The organism is Humidesulfovibrio mexicanus (assembly GCF_900188225.1).
Taxonomy (GTDB): domain Bacteria; phylum Desulfobacterota; class Desulfovibrionia; order Desulfovibrionales; family Desulfovibrionaceae; genus Humidesulfovibrio; species Humidesulfovibrio mexicanus.
In genome coordinates, this window is sequence record NZ_FZOC01000001.1 from 165,626 (window position 1) to 188,152 (window position 22,527).

The 22,527-nt window shown below is 61.0% G+C and carries 24 protein-coding genes and 1 riboswitch; of the genes, 15 read left to right on the forward strand and 9 right to left on the reverse strand.

The genetic code is table 11. From position 1 onward, the window contains the following. Positions 1-12: 12 nt before the first annotated feature. Positions 13-1,380: a DUF4340 domain-containing protein gene (locus tag CHB73_RS00915; protein WP_179216833.1), complete on the reverse strand. Its 1,368-nt coding sequence runs from the start codon at positions 1,378-1,380 to the stop codon at positions 13-15. Positions 1,381-1,580: 200 nt separating this feature from the next. Between CHB73_RS00915 and CHB73_RS00920 the strand changes: the two genes are divergently transcribed. From CHB73_RS00920 to CHB73_RS00970, 11 genes are all read left to right on the forward strand, one after another. Beyond that, positions 1,581-2,342: a tRNA lysidine(34) synthetase gene (locus CHB73_RS00920; protein WP_089271136.1), complete on the forward strand. Its 762-nt coding sequence runs from the start codon at positions 1,581-1,583 to the stop codon at positions 2,340-2,342. A 64-nt stretch (positions 2,343-2,406) separates the two neighbouring features. Continuing rightward, entirely contained in the window at positions 2,407-3,309 is a 903-nt protein-coding gene (locus tag CHB73_RS00925; RefSeq protein ID WP_089271138.1) for a M23 family metallopeptidase, read from the forward strand. A 132-nt stretch (positions 3,310-3,441) separates the two neighbouring features. After that, positions 3,442-4,227: a flagellar biosynthetic protein FliR gene (gene fliR, locus CHB73_RS00930; RefSeq protein ID WP_089271140.1), complete on the forward strand. Its 786-nt coding sequence runs from the start codon at positions 3,442-3,444 to the stop codon at positions 4,225-4,227. A 22-nt stretch (positions 4,228-4,249) separates the two neighbouring features. Beyond that, complete coding sequence (flhB, locus tag CHB73_RS00935; RefSeq protein WP_089271142.1) at positions 4,250-5,314, forward strand: flagellar type III secretion system protein FlhB; 1,065 nt, start codon at positions 4,250-4,252, stop codon at positions 5,312-5,314. 59 nt (positions 5,315-5,373) lie between these two features. Beyond that, complete coding sequence (gene flhA / locus CHB73_RS00940) at positions 5,374-7,491, forward strand: flagellar biosynthesis protein FlhA (RefSeq protein ID WP_407656591.1); 2,118 nt, start codon at positions 5,374-5,376, stop codon at positions 7,489-7,491. After that, on the forward strand, positions 7,482-8,573 hold the full coding sequence (locus tag CHB73_RS00945; RefSeq protein ID WP_089271144.1) for a flagellar biosynthesis protein FlhF: 1,092 nt from the start codon (positions 7,482-7,484) through the stop codon (positions 8,571-8,573). The genes flhA and CHB73_RS00945 overlap by 10 nt, the downstream gene beginning before the upstream one ends. Positions 8,574-8,584: 11 nt before the next feature. After that, positions 8,585-9,415, forward strand: coding sequence for a MinD/ParA family protein (locus tag CHB73_RS00950; RefSeq protein ID WP_089271146.1), 831 nt, complete (start codon positions 8,585-8,587; stop codon positions 9,413-9,415). Further along, positions 9,357-10,148 (forward strand): FliA/WhiG family RNA polymerase sigma factor, encoded by a 792-nt coding sequence (locus CHB73_RS00955; RefSeq protein ID WP_089272225.1) that lies wholly within the window; start codon positions 9,357-9,359, stop codon positions 10,146-10,148. Before CHB73_RS00950 ends, CHB73_RS00955 begins: the two co-directional genes overlap by 59 nt. A gap of 15 nt (positions 10,149-10,163) precedes the next feature. Then, positions 10,164-10,544 carry a chemotaxis response regulator CheY gene (locus CHB73_RS00960; RefSeq protein ID WP_089271148.1) on the forward strand — a complete coding sequence of 127 codons (381 nt, stop codon included), beginning with the start codon at positions 10,164-10,166 and terminating at the stop codon, positions 10,542-10,544. 33 nt (positions 10,545-10,577) lie between these two features. Then, entirely contained in the window at positions 10,578-11,285 is a 708-nt protein-coding gene (locus CHB73_RS00965) for a flagellar basal body-associated FliL family protein (protein ID WP_089271150.1), read from the forward strand. Then, positions 11,286-11,624: a single stranded DNA-binding domain-containing protein gene (locus CHB73_RS00970; protein ID WP_089271152.1), complete on the forward strand. Its 339-nt coding sequence runs from the start codon at positions 11,286-11,288 to the stop codon at positions 11,622-11,624. It abuts the gene before it with no gap. 3 nt (positions 11,625-11,627) lie between these two features. Here the strand turns inward: CHB73_RS00970 and CHB73_RS00975 are convergent, their stop codons facing one another. Continuing rightward, the gene (locus CHB73_RS00975) at positions 11,628-11,882 is read right to left on the reverse strand and encodes a hypothetical protein (protein ID WP_089271154.1); all 255 of its coding nucleotides are present in this window, start codon (positions 11,880-11,882) and stop codon (positions 11,628-11,630) included. A gap of 181 nt (positions 11,883-12,063) precedes the next feature. Here CHB73_RS00975 and CHB73_RS00980 point away from each other — a divergent pair, with 181 nt between their 5' ends. The 3 genes from CHB73_RS00980 (at position 12,064) to CHB73_RS00990 (ending at position 14,049) form a co-directional block, all read left to right on the forward strand. Next, positions 12,064-12,621 carry a hypothetical protein gene (locus tag CHB73_RS00980; RefSeq protein ID WP_089271156.1) on the forward strand — a complete coding sequence of 186 codons (558 nt, stop codon included), beginning with the start codon at positions 12,064-12,066 and terminating at the stop codon, positions 12,619-12,621. Positions 12,622-12,770: 149 nt separating this feature from the next. Next, the gene (locus CHB73_RS00985; protein ID WP_089271158.1) at positions 12,771-13,190 is read left to right on the forward strand and encodes a DUF6115 domain-containing protein; all 420 of its coding nucleotides are present in this window, start codon (positions 12,771-12,773) and stop codon (positions 13,188-13,190) included. 10 nt (positions 13,191-13,200) lie between these two features. Next, positions 13,201-14,049 (forward strand): hypothetical protein, encoded by an 849-nt coding sequence (locus CHB73_RS00990; RefSeq protein WP_089271160.1) that lies wholly within the window; start codon positions 13,201-13,203, stop codon positions 14,047-14,049. 112 nt (positions 14,050-14,161) lie between these two features. On the opposite strand, the gene lpxC is transcribed toward CHB73_RS00990, so the two are convergent. The 5 genes from lpxC to rpmE all read right to left on the reverse strand — a co-directional run bounded on the left by lpxC (position 14,162) and on the right by rpmE (position 18,588). Beyond that, entirely contained in the window at positions 14,162-15,091 is a 930-nt protein-coding gene (gene lpxC / locus CHB73_RS00995) for a UDP-3-O-acyl-N-acetylglucosamine deacetylase (RefSeq protein ID WP_089271162.1), read from the reverse strand. 146 nt (positions 15,092-15,237) lie between these two features. Continuing rightward, the gene (gene prmC, locus CHB73_RS01000; protein ID WP_089271165.1) at positions 15,238-16,143 is read right to left on the reverse strand and encodes a peptide chain release factor N(5)-glutamine methyltransferase; all 906 of its coding nucleotides are present in this window, start codon (positions 16,141-16,143) and stop codon (positions 15,238-15,240) included. Between the two features lie 4 nt (positions 16,144-16,147). Next, positions 16,148-17,221 (reverse strand): peptide chain release factor 1, encoded by a 1,074-nt coding sequence (gene prfA, locus CHB73_RS01005; protein ID WP_089271167.1) that lies wholly within the window; start codon positions 17,219-17,221, stop codon positions 16,148-16,150. Next, positions 17,221-18,171, reverse strand: a complete 951-nt coding sequence (locus CHB73_RS01010; protein ID WP_089271169.1) for a DUF1385 domain-containing protein — start codon at positions 18,169-18,171, stop codon at positions 17,221-17,223. The genes prfA and CHB73_RS01010 overlap by 1 nt, the downstream gene beginning before the upstream one ends. Before the next feature lie 198 nt (positions 18,172-18,369). Then, complete coding sequence (rpmE, locus tag CHB73_RS01015) at positions 18,370-18,588, reverse strand: 50S ribosomal protein L31 (RefSeq protein ID WP_089271171.1); 219 nt, start codon at positions 18,586-18,588, stop codon at positions 18,370-18,372. 160 nt (positions 18,589-18,748) lie between these two features. Next, a riboswitch (TPP riboswitch) is annotated at positions 18,749-18,860 on the forward strand. 64 nt (positions 18,861-18,924) lie between these two features. Here rpmE and thiC point away from each other — a divergent pair. Next, entirely contained in the window at positions 18,925-20,202 is a 1,278-nt protein-coding gene (gene thiC / locus CHB73_RS01020; RefSeq protein ID WP_089271173.1) for a phosphomethylpyrimidine synthase ThiC, read from the forward strand. An 83-nt stretch (positions 20,203-20,285) separates the two neighbouring features. Here the strand turns inward: thiC and CHB73_RS01025 are convergent, their stop codons facing one another. Both CHB73_RS01025 and CHB73_RS01030 read right to left on the reverse strand, forming a co-directional pair. Beyond that, positions 20,286-20,603 (reverse strand): TusE/DsrC/DsvC family sulfur relay protein, encoded by a 318-nt coding sequence (locus tag CHB73_RS01025; protein WP_089271175.1) that lies wholly within the window; start codon positions 20,601-20,603, stop codon positions 20,286-20,288. Between the two features lie 159 nt (positions 20,604-20,762). Continuing rightward, the gene (locus tag CHB73_RS01030) at positions 20,763-22,499 is read right to left on the reverse strand and encodes a YcaO-like family protein (RefSeq protein ID WP_089271177.1); all 1,737 of its coding nucleotides are present in this window, start codon (positions 22,497-22,499) and stop codon (positions 20,763-20,765) included. Positions 22,500-22,527 lie beyond the last annotated feature (28 nt).

Here is a 22,527-nt window from a genome sequence, read left to right on the forward strand (position 1 = left end):
TGCTGAGGTGGACTAGTTCTCATCCTGCTGCGGGGCCTTTTGCGGCCACGCAGGCAAGTATCCCTGGACATCTTCAAGAAGCTGGCTGGTGACGGGGTAGTACATCTCCTCCTTGCCGACCTTGAGCCAGCACTGGCCCGCGGGAAGCCGCGGATCGCTGAAGAAGGTGAACGAGGTGACGACAGCTCCGTCTTTCGCCAGCAAATCAAACTCTAAGCGCTGGGCCGCAGGATACCCAAGCCGAGAAACGGGCTCGGCCTCGAACCTCATTTCTTTAAGTCGCCACAGCGTCATGTCAATACCTGGAATGGCGCGTCCCGTATCTCGCTCGGCCCAACCGGCAGGGGTTTTCTCCACCGCAAGGGTCTGGTTATGCGAAACGGAGTAGACACGCGCCCCCTCCACGCGGGAGGAGTCGAAATTCACAACGCCGCGCCACTGCATGTCGTAAGCTTGCCGAACAAGGTTCTTGGCCTTCTCGCGATCGAGAAGAAAACCGGCCGGATGCCGTGTGGAGCGGCCATAAACCTGTTCTGCGTCGAGCGGGGCGAACAGTTCAAGCTTGAGGGGCGCCGTGGACTTGGGCAACAGCATTTCGATGCTGCACGCGGGACGGCCGTTGACCTGCCGATCAGGCCGCGTCAGGATGACATCAGCCGCGATGGCGGTAAGATTGTGGACGTACAGCCGCACCTCGGATGCGGTCACGGTGCTGCCCCGCATGGAGTCCGGAACAGCGAAAATGAACAGGTCATCCTTGCGCTCCATGTCCCATTGCACGCCGCCAGCGCCGACAAGCGTGAGGCGTTGGATGTCCTCGCCGCGCACATCGAGCAGCCGCGTGTCGAAAAAGTAGTCCGAAGGCTTGTCGAAATGGTGAAGAACACTTGCGTCAAGGAGGAACAGGGCCGCAGGGGCCAAAGAACTGTGCGCGTAAATGGCGGCGCCGGTGGGCGTTTCAATGCCGAGCGTCAGGCGCGCTTCCCGGTCATCCGCGCGAACAGGCTTGATGGTGATCTGCACAGTGGAGTCGGCAAGGGCTTGGCCGGCGCCTTCGGAACCGGGGTCGACCATCTGGCGGGGCCGGTTGTGCGCCACCGAGGACAACAGCGCATCAATGCGGGAGACATCCGCCGGGACAGGCGGAGCATCGTCCTCGCCCCCTTCCAAGCGGACCACCCAGCCGGAGGCCTCATGCAGAAGCGTATACCGCTCCTTGCGTGTGGCGACCTCGATGCTCCGGACATCGTCCAAAGCGTATTCCGGCCAAACGCTGGACGCCAGCCTCCGCTCCTGCTGGAAAAGGAAGAACGCTGCTCCAAGCGCCGTCAAAAGCGCCAGAAACAGCAATAGGCCGAAACGGGTTGCGGGGGTGGTCAAAGCTGGCCTTCCATATATAAGGATAGGGGATGGCCGCTGGGAGGAAACTCCACGCGCCATGGGTGGAGGCTTGGGCGGCGCCCCTGCCGGGTACAGTTGGACAAATTACGCAAAGATGAATTCGTTACTCGTGCCCAGCTTGCATGTCAAGCGCAAATAGCCTACACCCGCGCGCACAAAGCCCCCGCGAAGGAGCCACGATGTCCGGCCTACGCACCCTGACCTATGCACAAAAGAAATGCATCAGCACCATCGGCATGTTGATGCAAAAGACCCGGATGCTCGGCCCGGGTGCAAGAATCGGCGTAGCCGTTTCCGGCGGCGTCGACAGCTTCACCCTGCTCAAGGCGCTGGCTGTGCGCCGATCCATTCTGCCCTTCCCGGTAGAGGTCATGGCCCTGCACGTGAATCCGGGCTTCACCCCGGAGAGCCATTGGCCCCTGGCGCGTTGGGTGGAACAGGAAGGCCTTGCGGCGCATATCGAACTGACGGACCACGGGCCGCGCGCCCACTCCGATGAAAACCGCAAAAACTCACCATGTTTTTTTTGCGCCATGCTGCGGCGCAAGCGCTTGTTCGATCTGTGCGCCCAGTACAAACTGACGCACCTGGCGTTTGGACACAACGCCGAGGATCTGATGGTGACCTTCTTCATGAACGTTGTCCAGAACGGCCGGGTAGACGGCCTCTCGGCCAGCGAGGACTATTTCAACGGACGCCTCAAGGTTGTGCGGCCGGCGCTGTTTCTGGAAAAGAAATACATGCGCGCCGCGGCGCGCCAGTGGGGGCTGCCACTGTGGGAAAACACGTGCCCCTCCAACGGCAAGACCCGCAGGACCGAAATCAATGACTGGCTGGAGCTGGAGTTCAGCCGCACCAAAAGCACCCGGCAAAACGTGCTGAATGCCCTCACGCGCTATCAACTGGAGCGCCAGCAGGCCAGCTTGACCAGCCTGCCATGATGGGCTAGGTGAATTGACTCTGGAGGCATGTCAGGCCAAATCGGCGTGCATACCCTAAAAAAACATGTTGTTCGGCAAATTCCACATCGTCATTTTCCGCGAGAAACGCGGCAGCACGCGCAAACTCCAAATGCGCGGCTGGATGCTTCTCGGTTTGGGGCTTCTCGCCTTGGCCCTTGTGGTCGGAAATGCCATCCTGCTCGCAGGCATGTTCAGCAGCGGCAGCCTGGAACGCAGCCTCTCCCTTACGGAAAAATCCGCCAATGAGCAGAAAACCCAACTGCTCAACTTGAGCCAAAAGCTTGTCACCCTTCAAAAAGACGTGACGCGCATCCGTGACTTCGATTCCAAACTCAGGGTAATGATCAACCTTGAGCAGGAAAACACCATGAGCGTGTCCTCCCGCGGCGGTCCCGGCCAGGACATGAACAAGGGCTATCTGCCCATCTACCGGCAGGAGCTCCTTGCCCGGAAAATGAATGAATTCCTGCGGCAGCTCTCGGTGGAGGCGCGGCTCGAGGAAGTCCGGCAGCAGGAGATCATGCAGCGGCTACGCGCCAACAAGGATGTTCTGGAATCCACCCCGTCGCTGTGGCCAGCAGGCGGGTGGGTCACCTCCGGCTTCGGCTGGCGCAGCTCCCCCTTCACAAGCAAGCGCGAGTTCCACAAGGGCCTGGACATCGCGGCGCCGGCTGGAACCCCCATCTTCGCGCCGTCCCGCGGCATCGTCTCCGCCGTTGAGCGCGATCCGGCCTACGGATTGTTGTTGAGCGTCACCCATGGCGCAGGACTGACGACCCGTTACGCTCACCTGCAACGCGTGAACGTGAAGCATGGGCAGGTGGTCCAGCGCGGCGAAGTCATCGCCTACATGGGCGACTCCGGCCGGAGCACAGGACCGCACCTGCACTATGAAGTGCGCGTCGGCGGCGTGCCGGTGAACCCCATGCGCTATATTCTGAACTAGGCGGATTCGGCCCGACGCCTTGCCGCTTTACGCCCCGCCCAAGGTGGGCTACCTTTACGACTTGGCGGCCAGGCATCGTCGGCGCGCGGTGCGCCGCGAACATCTCCAGGCCGTCTTAACGGGCGGCGGGCCATGGACATCTTCAGTTTCGACCCGAACATGGTGCTGAGCTTCTACCTGACGCTGTTCCGCGTCAGCATCGTGCTCTTCATCATGCCATTTTTCGGGGACACACTCCCCAACACCATGAAGGCCGCGCTTCTGCTGGTGCTTACCCTGGCCATATGGCCCAAGCTTTCGTTCCCGGGTTCGGCCTTCCCCGCGCATCCCTTCAACATCGCCATCATGTTCGCAGGCGAAATCGTCCTCGGCATGACCCTCGGATGCATCGTGCGGATGCTCATTGCGGCGGTGCAGGTTGGCGGCGCCATCATCAACTTTCAAATGGGCTTCTCAATGGTCAACTCCATCGATCCGCTGACCGGACAGCAGGAGCCGATGACCACGCACTTCATCTACATGTGCACCATGCTCACGTTCCTGACCCTCAACGGGCATCTGCACCTCATCAAAGCGCTCGGCGCAAGCTTCGACATCGTTCCACCGGGAGGCCTGTTCCTCTCGCCACAGCTCATGAGCGAAGTCATGCTCTTCTCCAAGCAGATGTTCATCCTCGGCGTGCGCATCGCCGCGCCGGTCATCATGGCGCTGTTCCTGGTGGACCTCGCCCTTGCGCTCATATCGCGCACGGCCCCGCAAATGAACATCCTCATCATGGGATTTCCGCTCAAGATCGCCGTCGGCTTTCTGTTCCTCTCCTTCGTCATGGAGATGATGAGCGACTACGTGACCAACTTCATCAGCGCCATGGACCAGGTGATGCTGCACCTGATGCGGTTGGGCTCCAAGCCCATTTAGCCGCTGCGCAAAGGTTCGCGCCATGTCCCGGGAAGATCCGAGCAGAACAGAAAAAGCCACGCCCAAGCGCATCAAAAAGGCGCGGGACGAGGGCTCCGTCGCAAAGTCGCCCGAGGTGGGCAAAGTGGTCGTTCTGCTGGCCGGCGTGGTGGCAATGCGCTACCTGGGCGAATTCTACTTCAAGAATCTCAACGAAGTCTTCCAATGGTTCTTCACCGAAGGCCTGCGCCAGGAGCTCAACCGGCAAACGGTATACAGCATGTTGCTGTGGTCGTTCCTCAAAATCGCGCTCATGGTGCTCCCGGTAATGATCATCATCGCCATTGCGGCGTATGCCGCGGCGCGGCTGCAGGTGGGCAAGCTCTGGGTGCTCAAGTTTCGCTGGGACCGCATCAACATCAACATATTCAAGTCGCTCAAGCAGATGATGGCGAGCCCCGAGACCTTGGTGCGCCTGGGGCGCGACGTGGCGCAGGCCGCAGCCGTCGCCCTGGCTCCCTACATCGTCATCCAGCAGGAGCTTCCCAACCTCATCCCCCTCTTCAACCAGAACGTCATGGGCATCACCAGTTACATGCTCTTGGTCTCCTACAAGATGATCTGCTATGCGCTGGTGCCCATGCTGCTCATCGCCATCGCCGACCTGTGGTGGACCAGGTACCGCTACAACGACAACCTTATGATGACCAAGGAAGAGATCAAGGACGAGCGCAGACAGGCCGAGGGCGACCCGGAGATCAAGCAGAAGCAGTTGCGCAAGATGTTCCAGGTCATGGCCACGCGGCTCCAAACAACCGTGCCCAAGGCCGATGTTGTCGTCACAAACCCCACGCACTATGCCGTTGCACTGCGCTACGATGTCAGCGAATCCCCGGCGCCCATGGTGGTGGCCAAGGGCGTTGACAACATGGCCAAGAAAATTCGCGAAATCGCCATCGAACACGAAGTTCCCATTCACGAGAACCCGCCCCTGGCACAGGCCTTGTATAAGCAGGTGGAAATCGGCGAGGCAATCCCCGAGGAGATGTATCAGGCCGTGGCCGCCATTCTGGCCAAGCTGGCGAAATTCAAGAGACGCCAGGCCTGATTCTCCCCAATCCAGGCAGACGCCCCGCCGGTCTCCAAACCGCCAGGAGCGTCAACAATATGTCCCAGAGCGCCAAATTCGCCGCCATCGACATCGACTACGCGAAATTCGCCAAGCACGGCGACATCATGCTCGCCATCGGCGTCGTCATCATCCTCATGGTGATGATGGTGCCCATGCCCACCCTGCTTCTGGACTTGCTGCTGACGTTCAGCATCTCCATTTCCATCGTTGTGCTCATTACCTGCATGTTCATGCAGTCTCCCATGGAGTTCAGCATCTTCCCATCGCTTCTGCTGGTCACCACGTTGATGCGCCTGTCGCTCAACGTCGCCTCCACCCGCCTCATCCTGCTCCACGGCGACGAAGGCACCTCCGCGGCCGGTTCGGTGATCCAAAGCTTCGGCGAATTCGTGGTTGGCGGCAACTATATCATCGGCCTGGTCATCTTCTTCATCCTCTTCACCATCAACAAGGTCGTCATCGTCTCGGGCATGACGCGCATAGCAGAAGTTGCGGCACGCTTCACCCTCGACTCCATGCCCGGCAAGCAGATGGCAATCGAGGCGGACCTGAACGCCGGGCTCATCGACGAGCCCGAGGCCACGCGTCGGCGCGACAAGATCCGCAAGGAGGCCGACTTCTACGGCGCCATGGACGGTGCGGGCAAGTTCGTCCAGGGCGACGTGAAGGCCGGGCTCATCATGCTCCTGATCAACATTGTCGGCGGCTTTTTCATCGGCGTGTTCCAGAAGGACATGGCCTGGCTGGACGCCGCGCGCACATACACCCTGCTCACCATCGGCGATGGTCTGGTGGCCACGATCCCCTCGCTTATCATCTCCACCGCGTCGGGCATCATCGTTTCCCGCGCGGCGGCCGAGGCCAAGATGGGCGAAGAGTTCCTGGGCCAGCTGACCTTCCACCACAGGGCGCTCAAGCTCGTTTCGGGCATCCTGCTGGTGTTCGCCCTGGTGCCGGGTCTGCCCACCCTGCCCTTCATCACCTTCAGCGTGCTCATCTTCTGGATCGCCCGCATGGCCGAGCGTGCCCACCCGGGGCTTTCCTCCGGCGATGCTTCGGCAAAGGCCAAGGCCGATGCGCCCAAGCTCGACACCCCGGAAGAGGTGCAGTCGCTTCTGCCTCTGGATCAATTGGAACTGGAAGTCGGCTATGGCCTCATCCCCCTGGTGGACGAGGAGCAAAACGGCAACCTGCTCTCGCGCATCCGCAGCATCCGCCGCCAGTTCGCCCTGGACATGGGCGTTGTCATTCCCTCGCTGCACCTGCGCGACAACCTGCAACTCAAGCCCGGCGAATACCGCGTGCTGGTGAAGGGCAACCCCATCGCCTCGGCCGAAATCCTCATCGACCACTTCCTGGCCATGGACCCCGGCGACGCCAAGCACAAGATCGAGGGCGTGGCCACGGTGGAGCCCGCCTTCAATCTGCCCGCCGTGTGGATTCCGGAAGGCCGACGCGAGGCCGCGATGCTGGCCGGGTACACCGTGGTGGACCCCTCCACCGTGGTGGCCACGCACCTGACGGAAGTGTTCCGCCGCAACCTGCACGAGTTCCTTGGCCGACAGGAGGTGCAGGAACTGCTGAACAACCTGGCCAAACGCGCGCCCAAGGCCGTGGAAAACCTGGTGCCCGGCGTCCTCCCCCTCGGCACGGTGCAAAAGGTGCTGCAGAATCTCGTGCGCGAGGGCATCTCCATCCGCGACATGCTCTCCATAGCCGAGGCCCTGGCCGACTATGGCCCGGCGGTGCAGGACGCCAACATGCTCACCGAATACGTGCGGTCGCGCATGGGCCGCACCATCATCAAGGGCTACCTCGCCAGCGACAACTCCCTGCCCATCGTCACGCTCTCCGGCGACATCGACCAGACGCTTGCCGGCAGCCTGCGCAACACCGACCAGGGCGGCTACCTCGCGCTTGAGCCCCACAAGGCCCAGCAGATCATCAAGGCCATCGCCACCGCCCAAGAAAAATGCGGTCGGCACCGATGGCCAGCCCGTACTGCTCACCACGCCGCAGGTACGGCCGCACTTGGCCCAATTGTTGCTTCGCTTCCTGCCGACAATGCCTGTGATCTCGCAGGCGGAGATACCGGCGGATATCAGGATACAGTCCCTTGCAACCGTCAAACTGAGCTGATGCCATGCACGTAAAGACATTCAAGGGAATCGACGCACAGGCCGCGCTGGCCAAGGTGAAGGCCGAACTTGGTGACGAGGCCATCATCCTGAACACCAAAACCGTGCGCAACGCCGCGGGCAAGTGCTGCGAAATCACCGCGGCCATCGACCCACGAAGCGCCGTGCCAACTCCGCGCCAACAGGCCGACGGACGCGAAGCGACCGGCTTTCCCCTGCCGGACGAGACCCCGGCCGACTGGGCCTGCGAATGGCGGCAGATCAAGGACCAGCTCATGGCCCTGGTGAAGCCGCAATTGAACATGGACGAGCTGTCTCCCCGCCAGCGCGTGGCGATCAAGTATCTGGAGCGCGAAGAGGTCGACACCCAGGTGCTTCTGCGCGTGTTTCTGGACCTCAAGGCCGATCCTGAGCGGCCCATTCTGCCGGTGCTGGAAGGTGTGGCTCCGTGTTACGGCTTCGAGTCAAAAAAATGGCAGCAAAAATTCCATGTCTTTGCCGGTCCGCACGGTGTGGGCAAGACCCTTTCCCTCATACGCCTCGCCCTGCGCGAAAAGCACGCGCGCCCCAAGTCCCGCATCTGCGTTGTCGCGGCCGATCAGGGACAAGGCAAAGGCAGGCTTGTGCTCCGGCATTATGCGGACCTTGCCGGGCTGGCCTTCCGCGAAGCGGGCAGCCTCGAAGAGATGCAGGAGTTTTTAAAGGAATCTGAGACGTTCGACATGGCGTTCATCGATCTGCCCGGACTGTGCGGGCAGACAACGCTGGCTGAACGGCTTGACGCCATTGGCCTGGCAAACGGTTTTGATGTGGCTGCGCACCTGGTCCTGGCGCCCTATTTCGCGCCAAGCCAATACGCGCAAATCGCCAGCCGCTACGCCTGCCCCCAACTGAAAAGTCTCATCTGGACGAAACTGGACGAAGCCTGTAGTTTTGGAGCGTTGCTCAACATGGCGCGGCTCACGGAACTGCCCGTTTCCGCCCTGTCCTTCGGGCCTGGACTCAAAAACTCCATCGTCCCGGCCCAAAGCGACATGTTGTGGCGGCTGATCTTCAAGCATACGCTGCCCGGCAATCACGCCGAGCAGGCCGCATAAGGCGAGGAACAATGGCACGCACGGCTCTCCCCCTGGTCTTTTCCGTCACCTCCGGCAAGGGCGGCGTGGGCAAGACCAACATTTCCGTCAATCTGGCTTGCACGCTCACCCGCATGGGCAAGCGCGTGGTCATCCTCGACGCGGATCTCGGCCTGGCCAACGTGGATGTGATCCTGGGACTTGCGCCCAAGTTGAATTTGTTCCACTTGTTCAACGAAGGCATGACGCTCAAGGATATCCTCTTCGACACTCCGTACGGCTTCCGCATCCTTCCGGCCGCCTCTGGCGTCAGCGACATGGTGAACCTCACCACCGGCCAGAAGCTCGACCTGCTGGAATCCATGGACTATCTGGAAGGCGACATCGACCACCTCATCGTGGACACCGGCGCGGGCATCAACGACAACGTCCTCTATTTCAACATCGCGGCCCAGGAGCGCCTGGTGGTGCTCACCACCGAGCCCACCTCCCTCACCGACGCCTATGCCCTCATCAAGGTGCTCAAGCTCAATCACGGCGTGGACCGCTTCCGCGTACTGGTGAACATGGCCAAGGACGAACGAACGGCCAAGGAAATCTTCATCAAGCTGTACAAGGCCTGCGACCACTTCCTTTCCGGCGTCTCGCTGGACATGGTGGGATTCATCCCCACAGATCCCCTGGTGCGCAAGGCGGTGATCAACCAAACCCCCTTCGCTGTTGCAAGCCCCGATTGTCCGGCCAGTGTGGCCATCGCCAAGGCGGCAGAAAAGATCAACACCTGGAAAGTCACGGCAAAAGCAGATGGAAACATTAAGTTCTTCTGGAAAAAGCTGCTCTTCCAGGAGCAGTCCGTGGCGTGAGCTGGAGGCCGGAATAACGGCCTGGGCGCATTTCCCCCCGCGCGACCAGGAGCAGATCGTCCGCCATTACGCCCCCAAGATCCGCATTCTCGCCCTGCGCATGAAGAACAAGCTTCCGCAGAGCGTCGAACTCGGTGAGCTCATCAGCGCCGGAAGCATGGGGCTTTTGGACGCTCTGGGAAAGTTCCGGCCCGAGCTCGGGATCAAGTTCGACACGTACTCGGAAAACCGCATCAAGGGGGCGATGCTCGACGAGCTTCGGCGCATGGACTGGTTCTCGCGGGGGTTGCGGCAAAAGGTCAAGATGATCGACGAGGCCATGCGCCAGATCGAACACGAGACCGGTGCCGCCGCCACACAGGAACAGCTTTCCACCAAGACCGGGCTGTCGCCCAAGGAAGTGCAGAACGGCCTGGAAGCATTGCAAAACCAGATGTGCGTCAGCCTCGACGCCTTCCAGGAGAATTTCGTCGGCAGCAGGGAGTCCCTGACAGAGAACGAACCGTATCAGTCCACGGCCTTCCAAGAAATGGTTGACAAGATCGCAGGGCTCATAGAAGAGTTGACGCCTCGCGAGAAACTCGTCATATCCTTATATTACGGTGAAGAATTGAACATGAAGGAGACCGCGCAGGTCATGGACATCACAGAAGGGCGCGTGTCGCAACTACATTCACAGGCCCTGGCCAAGCTGCGCGACAGCTTCCGCAAACGCTACGAAACCGAAGGCTGAGAGGAGAGAGACACCATGCCGGCAGACAAGAACATGCGCATTCTCGTTGTTGACGACTTCTCCACCATGCGCAAAATCATAAAGAACATCCTCCGCCAGCTCGGATTCAATAACGTTGTGGAAGCCGATGACGGAACCACTGCCTGGGAGACATTGAACCGGGACAACATCGACTTCATCATTTCCGACTGGAACATGCCGCAGATGACCGGCATTGAACTTCTGCGCAAGGTCCGCGCCAGCGAGGAATACGCCAGCACCCCGTTCCTCATGGTCACGGCCGAAGCCCAGCAGGAGAACATCATCGAAGCGGTGCAGGCCAAGGTGTCCAACTACATCGTCAAGCCGTTCACTCCCGAAACCCTGGGCCAGAAGATCGACAAGATCTTCAGCTGATGCCTGCACCCGTAGTGGGGAAGGCGTTTTTTCATGGCTGCTGACCTGAAGAAGGCCGAGGCGGAACCAGGAGCGGAAGCGCCAAGACCGGCCGAAGTCGCCATCGACACAAGCGAAACGACGCGCGGGACGCAGAAGGTCGAACTTGACCTGGAGGACGCTCCCTTTCTGGAAGAGGAAGAGGAAGCCCCAGCCGAACCGGAGAAGCCGACAGCGTCAGTCAGTCTGGAAGCGCCGCCGGAAGAAAAGAAACCGCTCGACAAGAAGAAGCTCATTCTCATAGCCGTTGCGGCACTGGTGCTGCTCATCGGGGCAGGGATTGCCGTCAAGCTGGTTTTCTTCGGCGCCAAGGACTCACCCAAACTCGAAGAGACGAAACAGACTGCCGCAGCCGAGGAACAGGCAGCGAACCAGACAGCGGCCGAACCGGAACCACCAGAGATTCAGGTCCGGCTGGACCCTTTCTGGGTCGAGCAACGTGCGGAACAGGACCAGATACGGTTTCTCATTGTCCGCATTCTGGTGGGGACCAAGGATCCGTCCATCGCGAAGGAGTTTGAGGCGCGATTGCTCCCGGCGCGCAATGCGATTTTTTACTACCTCAAAAACAAGGACGTGCATTTCCTCGCTGATGAGGAAAACACAGAAAAGCTAAAGGAAGAACTGCTGCTCGTCATTAATCAATACGTCACTGACGGCAAGTTCGACACCCTGATGTTCGAGGAATACGTGGTGAAGTAGATGGCCGCCAATCCGCTGGATATGCCCATTCTCATTTCCCAGCTTCCGAACGTGCAGTTGCTGATGGGGCCGCAGCACGCCCCTCACGAGGCCCAGCAAGCGCTTTTCAGCCAACTGGTGGCCGAGAACCAGAAGAAGGCAGAGCAAACCGTACAGGTCACCGAAAAGGGCGAGGGGGCGGAAGCCATGGGCCGCGACTCCGGCGGCAACAAAAACGCTTCCCAGAACAGCCCTCGCCAAGGCCAGCGTCCACCTCCCCAACAATCGGACCCGGCCCAAGGCGCTCCGGCGTCCAATGCGTCCCCCTGGGCGGGCAACATCATCAACGTCAAAATCTGATCCTCAACGGCCGGGCTTTTTCTTCCGACGCTCCGCCTCAAGCCGCTCCGCCTCTCGTTCCGCCTCCTCCTCGTCCTCGCGCTCCTCATTTTCCGTAGGAAAACGTCCGAAAAACCACAGATACAGCCATTTGGCACGCTCGGAGCGCAAGCGGGGCTCGCCAACGCGGCTGCCGCGCCGCGATTTCATACGATCCAGAAGATAGGCCAGCGCAAAGCCGAACAGCAACACGACAAAGGCGAAGATCCAGCCGGACATGGGCGCTTCCTCCTGGCTTTATGGCCAAGAATTTCCACATGCCTCCTGCATAGCGTGTTAAAAACCGAAACGCGAGGGAAAATCCACACAACCGGCGCATTGCCTCTTGCCCCTCAAATGTGCATAATGTTCAGGCAATGCGGACATCGATGCAGAAACTCTCTCACGACAAGGAGTCCATATGCCCGTAGCAAGCGAGTTCACCCTGTTCAGCGGCGGCGCCCAGGGGGCCGAGGCGGAGTTCGGCAGGCAGGCCGAGCGCTTTGGCGTGCAGGAGATCAACTATTCATTCGAGGGCCACAAAATCGAACGAGCCCGAGGCTTGCGAATGCTCACCCAGGAAGAGCTGATGCGCAAGGATGTGAGCCTGACCTACGTTTCCAAACTGCTGGACCGCAACTTCAGCAACGGGCCGCTTATCCGCATGGTGTTGCGCACCATCATGTACCAGGTTGACGCTGGGCTTGAGGTTTTTGTCGTGGGCGCCATTCTCGACAATGGCACAGTCAACGGCGGCACGGGATGGGGCGCGGAATTCGCCAAGATTTGCAACAAGCCCTTGTTCGTGTTCGACCAGGTCAAAAATGGCTGGTTCACGTGGGCGCACGGAGCCTGGGCTTCGGCTGGCGAGCCCGTCATCTCCAAAGCGCATTTCACAGGGACTGGAACACGCTTTCTGGAAGCCAACGGCAAGGCCGCTATTGCCTCACTCTTCGAAAAATCGTTCCCCAGCGCCTGATCGCGCTACGCCTCTTTCCCCCGCGCAGGGCCGCCAGCCACTCATGCTGAGACGGCCCGCGCTGCGGGGCGTGTCCGCAAGGCGTCCATGCGGAGCACAGGATTGCGCAAGTCCCTCCTCTTCAACCCGTCCGAACAACAGGTGCAGTCATGCAGATTTCCGCCCTCCTGCTACTGGCCCTCACCATTACGGAGCTTATGCTCCTTTTCGTGGTCATCGCCTTCTATCTCCGTTTGCGCAAAAGTGAGGCGCTGATCGCCAGAATGCAAACCAAGCAGGAGGAATTCCTGGTCAAGCTGCGCGCCAACGCGCAGTTGGAACAGGAATTGGTGGACAGCTTCGAACGGAGGCAGAATGAACTGGCGAGACTGGACACCCAATTGACGGAACGCGTCGTCGCACTGAACAAACTCCTCAAACAGGCGGACGAATATGCACGTTCGCCGCAATTCCTTCGCCAAGTCATTCTCACAGGGCACAGGCAAGGCAAAAGCATCAAGGAACTCTCCAAGGCCACGGGCATTGGCGTGGACGAGGTGGAGCTGATCATCGATCAAGCAGGGACCTAGGCGAAAAGCCATGCGCATCGGCGGGTACGGCACCGGAGGTTTTCGACAAGACGGCGGGCGCGATCGCGCCGCCTCCTTCCGCGCCCGGCACAGCATCGGCCAACGCATCAAAGGGCGCATTCTCCGCAAGGAACCGAACGGGCTGTACTGGATTCTCGCCGGGGGCGAAGAATTGCTCGCACGGCTGGAAGTGCAGGCGGAACCCGGAAACGAACTGCTGTTCGTTGTGCGTGCCTTGACTCCGGAAATCATGTTGCAGGCACTGCCGGAGGGCATGAGCGCTGCGGATCTGCCGGGCCTTGTGCAACGCTTCCGCGCGGCGCGGGAGGTATTCGAGATACAGGACAGCCAATTGCTTTCAGGCCTCGTTGGCCTCCCGCCCGTAACGGCAGCCCGCGTCGAGGCCTTCCGCGCCGCGCTGGCACAAAACGACGCGGCCTCCAAGCGCCTTGCCGATGTCCTGCGCCTGCTGGGGCAAGTCAACGCCCTGCTCCCTCCGGATGCCAGCCGCACGGCGGCATACGAACCCTGGCTGCTGCCTCAGGCGCGCAGACAGGAGGCGATCCGCACGGCCTCAGGCGGGCTTCGTTTGAGCGCGGTGGATGCCGCGGCTGGCGAAATGGAACTGACCGCCAGCCCCACGGAAGCAGGGATCAAACTCCTGTTCTCCGCGGAACGTCCCGATGCGGCAACGGCAATGCTTGCGGAAGTCGCCACCCTGCTCTGCGGAGAACCGGTCCTGTCGGCCAACGTGACGGGGCCGACGCGTCTGCGCCCCAATCCACTGGGGGGTGTGCTTGCCGAACTCTTCGGCACCTGCCCCTCCTGGTCCTCCGGTGGGCTGAACACCCGCGTGTAACGCGTTTCGGCGTCTCTTGCCCTTCCCCGGCAATTCGCGACCACAAGGGCGCGACAAAAACAGAGATGCCTGTACGGCATCCCTGTTTCAAAAAAACGGGATGGATGAGGGGCTACGCCAGAGCGGGCTGCCCTCGCAGGCCGCGAACCGGCTGGGCAGGTGCGGCGGCAGGGCTTTCCACGGGAAGCGGCAAAACGCGCTGTTCAAGATATTCGGAAGCGTTGTCTTCAAGATGGCGCAAAAAGCTGTTGTTCAAAGCGTGTCCGGAGGCGAACACCTCGAAACGCCCCTGCAGGGGCAAGCCCATGATGGCCATGTCGCCCACGAAGTCGAGAAGCTTGTGGCGCACAAACTCGTCAGGGTAGCGCAAGCCATCGGTGTTCAGCACGCCGAACTCGTCAAGAACAACGGCGTTGTCCAGGGTGCCCCCAAGGGCCAGGCCGTTGGCGTGCAGATACTCGACTTCGCGCAGGAAGCCAAAGGTGCGCGCCTTGGAAATCTCCGACGCGAAGGCGTCCGGGGTTACCTCAAGGCTGACATTCTGACGGCCGATGAGCGGATGGGCGAACTGGATGGTGTAGTCGACAAGAAAACCGTTGTGTGGAGTGGCTTTGACGAATTTTCCGTCCCGCTCGAACGTCACGGGTTTGGTTATGGCGAGAACCTTGCGCGGCTTGCTTTGGCGGCGCAGCCCGGCCTGGTTGAGCAGATAGACGAAAGAAGCGGCGCTGCCATCCATAATGGGCAGTTCGCGCCCTTGCACCTCGATGCGGATGTTGTCGATGCCGAGCCCCCGCACTGCTGCGAGAAGGTGCTCGACGGTCGCGACATGGTCATGGCCATTGCCCAGGCTGGTCGCCAGCCCGGTATCCACAACAAGCCGCGGCTTGGGGCTCAAAAACGAAGTGCCGGAACCGCTGCGCAAGGCAAAAAGGATGCCGGTGTCCTCGGGCGCGGGGCGCAGCACCAATTCGACCTGTTTCCCGCCATGAAGGCCAATGCCCGTGCAGCGTACTGTATTCTTTATAGTTGTCTGATGCATACATCCTCCGACGAAGGCCTTTATGCACGGAGGATGCCAAAGAACAAAGGTTAGACAACAGCTTGATTTTAAAGACAATCACAAGAATACGACAGAGCGTTCCGCTGTGTGTTTTCCACCACTCTCGTCGCATCCACGCGACACGTTCACGACAGAATGCCGCAGAGATGCGAATGCCGCTCCACGGAAAGCAACCGATCGAGCCCGGCGTGGTCGGGAAGTATCCGGGCATGATCGAAGCCACACGCAGAGCCCCTGACAAGATCAAGAGCCGCCCTCCCCTGACCGCATCCAATCTCGCAAAGCAGGCGCCCCCCTGAACGCAGGGCGCGCGCAGCGACGGGGAGCAGTTTCCGCAGATGCCAAAGGCCATGCTCTGGACTCACCAGGGCCTGGCGCGGTTCATACCCGCGCACCTCGCGGGACAGCCCGCCGTACTCTTCTTCGGTGACATATGGTGGGTTGGAGACCACCAAGTCCAATGTTCCAGGACGGCAGGCGAACAGGGTGAAGTCGGCGCGCAGGAACAGCAGGCGTTCCGCAACGCCGTTGGCGATGGCATTGGCGCGGGCCACCAGCAACGCCTGTGCGGAGAGATCAATGGCGAGCCCTCGCGCGGCGCGAAACTCATGCGCCAGCGCCACGGCCAAAGCGCCGGACCCGGTGCCGAAATCGGTGAAACAAAGGGGGTGGGCATGGTCGAAGGAGGTTAGGGCTTCCTCCACAATGCGCTCGGTTTCAGGGCGCGGAATGAGCACGTCTGGCGTGACCAGGAGCGGCAGCCCCCAGAATTCACGCTGGCCAAGGATGTACGCGATGGGTTCGCCATTGGCGCGTCGGGCCAAGAGGACGCGGAACCGAGCCAATTCGGCGGGGGGAAACGGCTGCTTGGCGCGCATGACAAGGCCGAGCCGATCACAGCCAAGGGCCATGGTGGCCAACAGCTCTGCTGAGAGACGCGGCGAATCAACTTCCGCCTCGGCCAGGGCGCGGGAAGCGGCAAGAATCTCGGCCTCAACCGTCACCGCTCCCGGAGAAGACGGTCCGGCCATGGGGCTAGGCTCCAGCGGCCTGCTGCTTCAGGGCCTCTGTCTGATAATGGCTGGTGAGCGCCTGGATCAACTCGCCGCAATCGCCATCCATAACGGCGTCCAGCTTGTAGAGCGTCAGGTTGATGCGATGGTCCGTAACCCGGCCCTGTGGGAAATTGTAGGTCCGGATGCGCTCGGAACGGTCGCCGGAACCGACCTGGGCGCGGCGGATGTCCGTCTCAATGGCCTTGGCCTTCTGCTGTTCCTGGTCGAGCAGACGCGAAAGAAGCACCTTCATGGCCTTGGCCTTGTTCTTGTGCTGAGACTTCTCGTCCTGGCACTGGACGACGAGTCCGGAAGGAATGTGCGTGATGCGGATGGCCGATTCCGTCCGGTTGACGTGCTGGCCGCCGGCACCGCTGGCCCGAAACACGTCGATGCGCAGGTCCTCGGTGCGGATGTTCACGTCCACTTCCTCGGCCTCGGGCATGATGGCCACGGTGACAGCGGAGGTATGGATGCGGCCCTGGGCCTCGGTGGCGGGCACACGCTGCACGCGGTGGGCGCCGGACTCCCATTTGAGCTTGCTGAACACGCGTTCGCCGGAAATGGAAGCGATGACTTCCTTGTATCCACCGGTATCGGTTGGGTTGGCGTCAAGCAGCTCGACCTTCCAGCCGACCCGTTCGGCATAGCGGGTGTACATGCGAAAAAGGTCGGCGCAGAATAGTGCTGCTTCGTCCCCCCCCGTCCCGGCTCGAATTTCCAGGATGCTGTTCTTGTCGTCCAGGGGATCCTTTGGCAGCAGCAGCAGCTTGAGCTCGGTGTCCAGTTCCTCAAGCCGAATCTTGATGCGCTCCACTTCACCGGCAGCCATATCGCGCATTTCGGGATCAGAATCCTTGAGCAATTCCTGATTGTCCCCAAGCTCTTGCGACAACGCCTTGTACTCTCTGAACGCCTTGACGATGACCCCGAGGTCGGCGTGGCTCTTCGCCACTTTGCGGTAGCGGTCCTGATCGGAGAGCACCTCCGGGGCGCCAAGCTCCTTCTCCAGGTCCTCAAAGCTGCGTTCGATCTCCTCAAGCTTGGCGAACATCAGGAACAGGCCTCCTCACGCACCGCGCACTTGAGCGCGGCCATGGCCACCTCGATCTGGCTGTCGTCAGGCTCCTTCGTGGTGAGCATCTGAAGGGCCAACCCCGGCCAACACAGCACGCGGCAAAAGATATTTGTGTTGAATTTCCCGGCGAAGCGGATCATCTCATACGCAACGCAACTGACAGGAACCATGAACAACAACTTTGCGGCAACAACAAACACGTGCTTCACCACCGTGGACTCCGGCCTGTACAGCTCAAGCAGAAGCGGGACAAGGATGGTGTGGAGCATGATGCTCACCGCGAGCACGAAAAGCAGAAACGACGTGCCGCAACGTGGGTGCAGCCGACTCTTGGAGCGTGCTTTGTCGACCGAAAATCCGCCGCCGCTTTCGAAAGTCCAAATGGCCTTGTGTTCAGCCCCATGGTACTGGAACACCCGGCGAATATCCGGAACAAGGGAGATTGCGGCAATGTAGCCGACGAAGACCAGCATCTTGAAAAGCCCGTCCCAAGCGTTGAAACTTACGGACTCCACATCGCCGGCAAGCCCCACCCACTGCATGAATGCGGACAAGAAGTGCGGCAGCACAACGAAGAGGCCCAGCGCCACCCCAAGGGCGACTGTCATCGTAAGGACAAGATGCCACGAAGTGAGTTCGCTTTCGCCGTCCTCTCCGTCAACGCTTTGCATGGCGGAAAAATTCAGGGCCTTGATGCCGTTGACGAGCGTCTCCAACAGGACCGGGAAGCCGCGGACAAAAGGCTTGCGCAATATCGGCGCGTTGCTCAAAGAGAACCACGGGCGCAATTCCACAAGAATTTCGCCGTCCGGCTTGCGCACGGCTATCGCCAGCCGGTCCTTGGCCCGCATCATGACGCCTTCTATGACAGCCTGTCCGCCAACGGTGGGGGCGGCCACAACGGTAGGAAGCAGGGAACGTTTCAAAAGACACCTCTGGAAGGTCAAAGGCCTCGGAAAGGATACACCGTCAACCGGCACGCCCGGCAGGCCCACTCCAGATAAGTCCGCCGCGGCCGATGTAAAGACGCCCCAGGGCGCTTGTGGCCGGACAGACACGGGAGAAACAAGAATGCCTCCATTGGGAATCCAACAGAGGCATTCCTTGACGCGCTCGCGGGCGCGCTACTTCTTGGCGTCGGAGACGGCCGCGTACTTCTTGCGGAAGCGGTCGATGCGACCGGCGGTGTCGACGAAGCGCTGCTTGCCAGTGTAAAACGGGTGACAGTTGGAGCAAATTTCCACAGTCACGTCCTTGCCCTTGGTGGTGAGCAGTTCGGTCTCGTAGCCGCAGTTGCAGCGCACCTTGGCGTCGTTGACATTGGGATGGATATCTTTTTTCATGATGCTCTCCGTGGCGTTGTTCACTTGAAGAAGGTCGCTATACGCTCGATGCCTTTGGATTGCAAGAGGCGGTCGGCAAGTTTTCGCCACCAGACGCGGGCGCGGACCTGTTGACTTCATCCTTGGCTAAGGCTAGCAAGGTTTTCTGTTCATTGCCAGCATACAACCATACGGGGGTCCGGGGAACCGGGCTGAGAGGGTCTCTGACACCGGGGCCGACCGTGGAACCTGATACGGGTCATGCCGTTGGAGGGAATGGAACAGGCTGGACTTCCGCCTCTCCCTCACGCGTGCCCTGTCGCTACCGCCCGCCAAGGCGAACACAAGGAGCGCGCAATGTCAATCATCGCAGCCAATACGGCGCTTTCCCAGGCCCTGCACACAGCCCTGCCCCAGCTCATGGAGCACGAACGCATGGGCGAGGCGGAAATCCGTTCCCGCATCGATTCGGGCACGCTTGCCCTGCTGGCGAACCCCAGGCACGAAGGCGTGACGCCGACGCTCATCGGCCAACCCGCTCGCGTGAAGGTGAACGCGAACATCGGCACCTCTCCTGTTTCCAGCGACGGCGCAGGCGAGCTGGACAAGCTCAGGGTCGCCGAAACAGCCGGTGCCGACGCCGTCATGGACCTGTCCACAGCCGGAGACCTGGACGCCATCCGTCTGCGGATGATCAAGGCCACTGCGCTGCCCCTGGGAACCGTGCCCCTTTACGGCTTGGCGCAGCAGTGTACGGATGCCGGGCGCGACCCCGCGGGATGGGAGGCCAGCGAGCTTCTGGCCGAGGTGGCCAAGCAGGCGGAACAAGGCGTCGACTTCATGACCCTGCACTGCGGGCTCACAAGGCGTGGCGCGGAACTGGCGCAGGACGGCTCGCGCGAAATGGGCATCGTCTCGCGCGGCGGAGCCATTCTTGCCCGGTGGATGCGCCGCACGGGCCAGGAAAACCCGCTGCTGACCCACTATGACGAGTTGCTTGAAATCTGCCGCGTCCACAATGTGGTCATCAGCCTCGGCGACGGCTTGCGCCCAGGCGCCGGATCCGATGCCGGAGATCCGGCCCAGTGGGAGGAAGTGCTGACCCTTGGCGTGCTCGCCCGCCGCGCATGGGCGGCAGGTGTGCAAGTCATGATCGAAGGGCCTGGACATGTACCGTTGCATCTGGTGCAGGCCCAAATCCAGGGCATCAAGCGGGCGACTTTCGGAGCGCCGCTCTACGTCCTCGGCCCACTCGTCACCGATGCCGCCGCCGGACGCGATCATCTCGCCGGGGCCATCGGGGGTGCGCTTGCCGCACAGTACGGCGCCGACTTCCTCTGCTACCTCACCCCGGCGGAGCATCTGTGCCTGCCCGATGCCAGGGACGTGCATGAAGGCGTGCTGGCCTCGCGCATCGCAGCCCAGGCCGCCGAGGCCTCCCTTGGACGCCCCTGGGCGATGGAACGGGAGCGAACCATCAGCAGCGCCCGCAACAGGCTCGACTGGAGCGCAATGGCCGGGACGGCGCTGGATCCGTGCCTTGTGCGCCAGCGCTCGGCAGGAATCGAACACGGCAAGGAATGCGGCATGTGCGGCAAATTCTGCGCCATCAGAATGGTTGAACCTGAACGGTAAACCAGCAACGGGCCCAGGCACGCAAAAAAAGAGGCGGGAGCGCGCATACGACGCTCCCGCCTCTTTGCTTGACACGTAGTGCGTTACACGCAGCCAGTGGGCTTGGGCAGGCCGGCCATCTTGCAGGCGCCCTTGCCGGGGCCGGAGGGGAACAACTCGTAGATCTCCTTCAGCTTGTACCCGGTCACCTTGGACAGGATGCGCACCATGGGAGCGATGCCGTTCTTCTTGTAGTAGTCCTGCAGGAAGTCGATGACCTTCTGGTGGTTCTCGGTGATGACGGGGATGCCCTCGCTCTCCTTCACGAACTCCACCCACTCAGGGTTCCATTCCTCAAACTTCAGCAGAAAGCCGTCCTCGTCAACCTCGAACTTTTTTCCCTTAAACTCGAGAATAGCCATTCGTCGTCCTCCTTTAGGATCTTGTGAATAACGCCTCAGCCTTTCCTGTCCAATTCGAGCCGTGAAGAGTCCACAGCCTGTGTTCGTCAAAAAGCTCCTAAAGTATTTCGAAGTCATGGTCAATATGGATGCCGCAGCTATCCCCCTAGGCGAAGAGGCTTAGGCATCGGAAGCCCCGCGGAGTTCATCGAGGTGTTTGCGCGCGTATTCCAGCGACGGATCCAAGCCAAGCGAAGCCTCAAGGCACTGCACCGCCTCGTCGCGCTCGCCAAGGAATTTATGGCACAGGCCAAGGTTGGCCAAGTCCGGTGCGGAACCGCTGTCCAGTGCCAGTACGGCGTGGAAGTCCGCCTTGGCTAGTGCGAACGCACCGGCCTTGAAGCGTCCCACCCCGCGCAAGTTGAAGTACTCCTTCACCTCGGCATCAAGCGCGATGGCGCGGTCAAGATGGTCGATGGCGGCGTCCCAGGCGGATTTCTGGGAAAGTGCATAGGCCTGGTAGAAGGCGCACAAGGCCCGTTCTTCGGCTGCGGGCTGATGCGGTTCGGCCTGCGCAAAAAGGTCCGCAGCCTGATCGATATTCCCCTGGCGCAGGGCCAGCAAGGCACGATAGAACGGCAAGTGGCTGGCGTCGGGCGCCACCTCGGCCAGAACGGCAAGCCCCGCCTCGGCCTCGGCCTCCGGGGCCTCCTCGGCCAGCTTGCGCCCGACAAAAAGCCCCAGGCTGCGGTGTCTGGTCCGCTCGCGGAAATCAAACCCGGGGACAAAGTTATAATTTGCGGGCACGCCGAGATCCGGATGCGTGGTATCCACGGTATACAGCCAATACCCCAAAGCTTTCAGCCCATCCGCAAGGCGGGACAGTTCCACGCGGATATTGGCGTCCTCAACACAGGGGAGATCGCCAAGATCGACTTCCGGTCCTTCAGTCAACCAGGCGAACTGGCCGGGATCGGTGAACTTCCGCAGTCCAGAGGCCTCGTACACGCGGCCGGTCTCGAAATCTCCCGCAAGCTGCGCAATCTCCGTCACGGCGCGCACCGCCGCCTTGACCGGGGAGGCCGCGGTCCCGGCCGTATACACGATTTCGCTTAAGGCCGGGTAGGTCTTGGGATCAAAGGCCAAGGCGGCAACGGTCGGCACGGGCATCCCAAGGCTGAAATCCTTCAAGAGCAGCATGATGCCATTGGCGCGAAACCGTTCGCACAAATCCTTGAGCACGGGGTCGGTAAGGGAATCCTGGCGGATGGTGGGCAGCACAGGGGCATTCCGGTCCACGATGGCCGACACGTGGCGCTCCACCAGTTCGCAGGAACCCTGCAGCACGGATTCCTCCGGAGTATTGCCAGCGGAAGAGCCGTTGAACTCGTTCAAGGTCTTGAACCAGTCCAGGGGAACGGCCACAGCCTCGCCGCTGGCCACGTCCAGCACCTCGCAAAACCGCCAGCGCACAAGGTTCATGAGGCGCCGCGCATCCTCGCGGGTCAGGTCGTCGTCCACGGACTGCCGGATACGGTCAATATCCATAAGGCGGTCGCCAAAACGCTCTTGCGCCTCGTCCCAGGAGCCAAGAAAAAAGTTGTCCGCATCCTCCCAGAAGCTGAAGTAGCTGAAGCGCTCGACGAGCTCCATCAGCGCCGAGGCCTCGGCCTGGTCGGGGCTCGCGCCCTTGCCCATCTGCTTCCGGGTCGGCATCACCGCGCGCGCGGCAGGTCCGCACACGCTCAAAAACACCGGAATCCCCAGTCGGCCGGTGTCCACCCGCCTCGTCTCCTCCAGCACGCCAGGGCATTTCTCCTCCAGCCGCGCCTTGACTCGGGCAACGGTCTGCGCCGGGGCGACCGCCTTGTCCTGATCCGCCGTGTAGGCCTTGAAGCAATCCTGCAACTGAAACATCAACACTCCCCTAAGCGTAAACAAGGGC

Coding starts and splice junctions, on each gene's coding strand:
- CHB73_RS00920 (WP_089271136.1), top strand. CDS start 1,581: ATGTCCGGCCTACGCACCCTGACCTATGCACAAAAGAAATGCATCAGC.
- CHB73_RS00925 (WP_089271138.1), top strand. CDS start 2,407: ATGTTGTTCGGCAAATTCCACATCGTCATTTTCCGCGAGAAACGCGGC.
- fliR (WP_089271140.1), top strand. CDS start 3,442: ATGGACATCTTCAGTTTCGACCCGAACATGGTGCTGAGCTTCTACCTG.
- flhB (WP_089271142.1), top strand. CDS start 4,250: ATGTCCCGGGAAGATCCGAGCAGAACAGAAAAAGCCACGCCCAAGCGC.
- flhA (WP_407656591.1), top strand. CDS start 5,374: ATGTCCCAGAGCGCCAAATTCGCCGCCATCGACATCGACTACGCGAAA.
- CHB73_RS00945 (WP_089271144.1), top strand. CDS start 7,482: ATGCACGTAAAGACATTCAAGGGAATCGACGCACAGGCCGCGCTGGCC.
- CHB73_RS00950 (WP_089271146.1), top strand. CDS start 8,585: ATGGCACGCACGGCTCTCCCCCTGGTCTTTTCCGTCACCTCCGGCAAG.
- CHB73_RS00955 (WP_089272225.1), top strand. CDS start 9,357: ATGGAAACATTAAGTTCTTCTGGAAAAAGCTGCTCTTCCAGGAGCAGT.
- CHB73_RS00960 (WP_089271148.1), top strand. CDS start 10,164: ATGCCGGCAGACAAGAACATGCGCATTCTCGTTGTTGACGACTTCTCC.
- CHB73_RS00965 (WP_089271150.1), top strand. CDS start 10,578: ATGGCTGCTGACCTGAAGAAGGCCGAGGCGGAACCAGGAGCGGAAGCG.
- CHB73_RS00970 (WP_089271152.1), top strand. CDS start 11,286: ATGGCCGCCAATCCGCTGGATATGCCCATTCTCATTTCCCAGCTTCCG.
- CHB73_RS00975 (WP_089271154.1), bottom strand. CDS start 11,882: ATGTCCGGCTGGATCTTCGCCTTTGTCGTGTTGCTGTTCGGCTTTGCG.
- CHB73_RS00980 (WP_089271156.1), top strand. CDS start 12,064: ATGCCCGTAGCAAGCGAGTTCACCCTGTTCAGCGGCGGCGCCCAGGGG.
- CHB73_RS00985 (WP_089271158.1), top strand. CDS start 12,771: ATGCAGATTTCCGCCCTCCTGCTACTGGCCCTCACCATTACGGAGCTT.
- CHB73_RS00990 (WP_089271160.1), top strand. CDS start 13,201: ATGCGCATCGGCGGGTACGGCACCGGAGGTTTTCGACAAGACGGCGGG.
- lpxC (WP_089271162.1), bottom strand. CDS start 15,091: ATGCATCAGACAACTATAAAGAATACAGTACGCTGCACGGGCATTGGC.
- prmC (WP_089271165.1), bottom strand. CDS start 16,143: ATGGCCGGACCGTCTTCTCCGGGAGCGGTGACGGTTGAGGCCGAGATT.
- prfA (WP_089271167.1), bottom strand. CDS start 17,221: ATGTTCGCCAAGCTTGAGGAGATCGAACGCAGCTTTGAGGACCTGGAG.
- rpmE (WP_089271171.1), bottom strand. CDS start 18,588: ATGAAAAAAGATATCCATCCCAATGTCAACGACGCCAAGGTGCGCTGC.
- thiC (WP_089271173.1), top strand. CDS start 18,925: ATGTCAATCATCGCAGCCAATACGGCGCTTTCCCAGGCCCTGCACACA.
- CHB73_RS01025 (WP_089271175.1), bottom strand. CDS start 20,603: ATGGCTATTCTCGAGTTTAAGGGAAAAAAGTTCGAGGTTGACGAGGAC.
- CHB73_RS01030 (WP_089271177.1), bottom strand. CDS start 22,499: ATGTTTCAGTTGCAGGATTGCTTCAAGGCCTACACGGCGGATCAGGAC.